2 protein-coding genes are annotated in these 3,602 nt (G+C 57.6%); both read left to right on the forward strand.

The genetic code is table 11. From position 1 onward, the window contains the following. Positions 1–1,767: response regulator transcription factor (locus VEZ38_RS03800; RefSeq protein ID WP_324892013.1), on the forward strand; the 1,767-nt coding region annotated here is incomplete at its 5' end. Beyond that, positions 1,764–3,581, forward strand: coding sequence for a sensor histidine kinase (locus VEZ38_RS03805; protein ID WP_324892014.1), 1,818 nt, complete (start codon positions 1,764–1,766; stop codon positions 3,579–3,581). The genes VEZ38_RS03800 and VEZ38_RS03805, both read left to right, overlap by 4 nt. The last annotated feature ends 21 nt before the right edge of the window (positions 3,582–3,602 follow it).

A 3,602-nucleotide genomic window follows, 5' to 3' on the forward strand; every position in this document is an offset into this window, starting at 1 on the left:
AGGCAAGCCGCTACCCGGCCGGGGGGCGGCTTGTTCCGCATCGCGGGCGGTCGTCCGTTGGGCGCAAGCGCCATTGACGAAAGCGGGGCGACCGTAGAGAATGGAGTTACCCATGGCATGGCCGAGCGTACGGGGAAGGGAGCTGCAGCAATGTATAAGGTAGCGATCGTGGAAGACGAAATGTTGGTCCGCCTCGGATTGAAAAATTCGGTGGATTGGAGCAAATTCGGGATGGAGGTCGTGGCGGACCTTCCGGACGGTCAAGCGGCTTGGGAGCATTACCAGCGCGAGAAGCCCGACGTCGTCATCACCGACATTCGCATGCCGAAGATGGACGGCATGCAGCTGATCGAGCGGATCCGCTCCCAGGACAAGTCGACCCGCATCGTCGTGCTGTCGTGCCTCGAAGAATTCGAGCTGGCGCGCAAAGCGATGACGTTCGGGGTATCCAGCTATATTCTGAAGTTGACGATGACGGAGGAAGAAATCGAATCCGTGCTCGATGGCGTGAGGAACGAATTGATCGAACAAGGCGGGCGCGCGCCGCACGAAGGCGGCCGCTCGCAGAAAAATATGGATTTGCTGAAAGAAAAGATGCTGAAGGATTTCCTCTTTTATAATATATTCTCCGCGGACGAATTCGAGTCGTTCGCGCTGCGCAACGGCTTGCGGTTGACGTCCACGAGGCTCGTTGGTTGTCTCATGGAGGTCGACCGCTACTCGCGGCTGAAGGAAAAATTTCGCGACGAGCACGGCCACTTGATCAAAATGACCTTGATGAACATTCTCGACGAGATTACAGGCATCCACAAACGGGGCGAGGCGTTCCACCTCGAGGAGACGCGGTACTTGCTCTTGTTCTCGTTCGACGATATGCCCTCGGAGCAAGCGATCGTACAGGAGACGCGGACGATTTTGCGCCACGTGCAGGAGGTCATCCGTACGTATTTCAACGGCTCCGTGTCCTTCGGGATCAGCGGCGTACAGAACGGCTTTAAGTCGATCCCGAAGCTGTACGCCGAATCGGCGCGGGCGCTGGATCGGAAATTTTTGGCCGGCCCCGGTCAGCTGCACGACGCGGGGCATGCCGCCGACGCGTCGGCGGCGCGGGCGCCTCTCGCGGCGATTCGCGCCGCGCCCGCCCTTCGGGCGCTCCTGTCGCCGATGAAGCTGAAGGAATACGACCATTATATGGAGCTGTTCGGTCAAGCGCTCGAGGAAGAGCGAAAGTCGATCGAAGTGTTGTTGTTCCAATTCGTACAGTGGGTCAGCACGAACGTCTACGACGACAACCAGAACGAGATGACGCTGCTCTTCAACGTCACCGACAAGCTGGAGCAATGCGACAACTTGCCCGACATGCTCGAGCAGACGCTGCTGTACTTGAACGACATCGCGGAGAAGGCCCGCAGCCAGCTCCAGATGAGCGGCGAGATTACGAAAGCGATCCAATATATCAAGCGGCACTACACCGAAAACATTTCGCTGCAGATGGTCGCCGACCATGTCGGGTTAAGCTTCAGCTATCTTAGCAATCTATTTAAGAAAGAGCTGGAAATTTCGTTCGTCGATTATTTGAACCGGTACCGGATCGAACGGGCGAAGGAGCTGTTGATCGGCACGCAGATGAAGTCGTACGACATCGCGGTGCAGGTCGGCTTCTCGCCGGAGTATACGTATTTCAGCAAGGTGTTCAAAAAAGTGACCGGGCTCAATCCGAACGAGTATCGGAAGCAATGGGTGACCGGGGCGCGAGGCGACGCATGAAGCCGCTCCGCTGGTTCCAAAGCCTGCGCACGCAGCTGATCGTGTTTTTCATGATCATCAGCGTCGTCGTCCTGTCGGCGGCGTCGTATTATTTGTATTCGTTCATGCTCGGCATGATCAAGGAGCAGAACGAGCGGCTGCTCTTCCAGCAGTTCCAGCAGCTCGACCATAACATCAGCGGCTTGTTTTCCGACGTCGACCGGCTGCAAAAGCTGTTCCTGCAAGACGAAGACATGCAAGCGCTCTTATTGAATTTATCGGAGAAGAGCGAGCTGGAATTTTTAAACTACAAAAATATGCTTCACGACCATATCACCAGATTCATCGGCAACTACGGGTACGTCCATTCGATCTACGTGACGGCCGAAAATCAAGGCGCGGTCGGCGGGAGCGGCGATACGACGCTCGTCCATTCGGTGGAAGCCTGGTCGCAAAGCTTCTTCGCGTCGGAGCCGTACCGCAAATCGCAGGAGCTGTACCCGGGCATCGTTATCGAGGGCGGCATGACGAAGTCGTTCTACAACCCGTACATGACCGGCGCGAACGACGGCGCGCTCGTCAGCGTACTGCGCGGTACGCGGGCCATATCGGATCCGCGCATCAGCGCGACGCTCATTTTCAATATCGACGAACGGTATTTGGCTTCTGTCTACTCCGCCTCGCTGGACGCCGACGACGGAGAGATGTACATCGCGGACGCGGACGGAACGATCCTCTCCGCAAGCCGCCCGGAGCGGATCGGAACGCAGGGCCCCGCCCTGCCGGACGAGGGGGTGTCGGACGCGCAAAGCGCCTACGGGAGCTACGACGATTTCGTGGACGGCGAGCGCGTGCAAATCGTCTACTTCCGTCTGCAGGATACGGGCTGGTACATCCTCAGGGAAATTCCGCTCGATGCGTTCTCGGCTCAAATATACGCCGTGCAGCGCATGATCGTGCTCGTCTTCCTGATTAGCCTGCTTGCGATTTTCATCGTTTCGTATTTTTGGCTCAACAAGATGATTCGACCGCTCCACCTGCTGTCCGGCAAGATGAAGGACATGTCCCGCGGCGAGCTCGGCGTGACGTTCCACGAGGTGCCGAACAACGAGTTCGGGACGGTCATCCGCCGTTTCAACGAGATGTCGCTCAGCATGGTCGATCTGATCGACAAAAATAACGCGATGCAGGAGCAGAAGCGGGAACTCGAAATCGAGGCGCTGCAGTATCAAATCAATCCGCACTTCCTCTACAACACGCTGAACAGCGTGCGCTGGATGGCTTCGATCATTAAAGCGGATAATATCGTGGAGACGATCGTGGCGCTCGGCAACATCCTTCGCCCGGTGTTCTCCAATAAAGACCCGATGTGCACGCTGCAGGACGAGCTGCATTATTTGCAGCATTATATCAAAATCATTAACATCCGCTTCAACAACCGGGTTCAATTCGACATCGACGTGGACGAGCCGCTGCTCGCCTGCCGCGTGCCGCGTTTCATCTTGCAGCCGCTCGTCGAAAATTCGATTCAAGCCGGCCGGCAGGCGGAGGACCATGAAATTCGGATTTCCATCGTCGCGGAACCGTCCGGCGGAGACCTGATCCTCCGCATCATCGATTCTGGCGCGGGGCTGGAGCCGGACCGGCTGGAGGAACTCAACCGGACGCTCGAGGTCGGCGAGAGCCGCGCGCCGTCCGGCGGCGGCAGCGGCATCGGCCTCCACAACGTGAATAAGCGTATCCGGCTGTACTATGGGGCCGCGTACGGGCTACATTTCGAGTCGCGGGCGAAGGGGGCGGAAGTCGTCGTGCGAGTGCCCTCGTCCTGCGCCTGACTAAAAATCATTCAACTTTCG

This window comes from Paenibacillus sp. (assembly GCF_035645235.1).
Classification (GTDB): Bacteria; Bacillota; Bacilli; order Paenibacillales; family YIM-B00363; genus Paenibacillus_AE.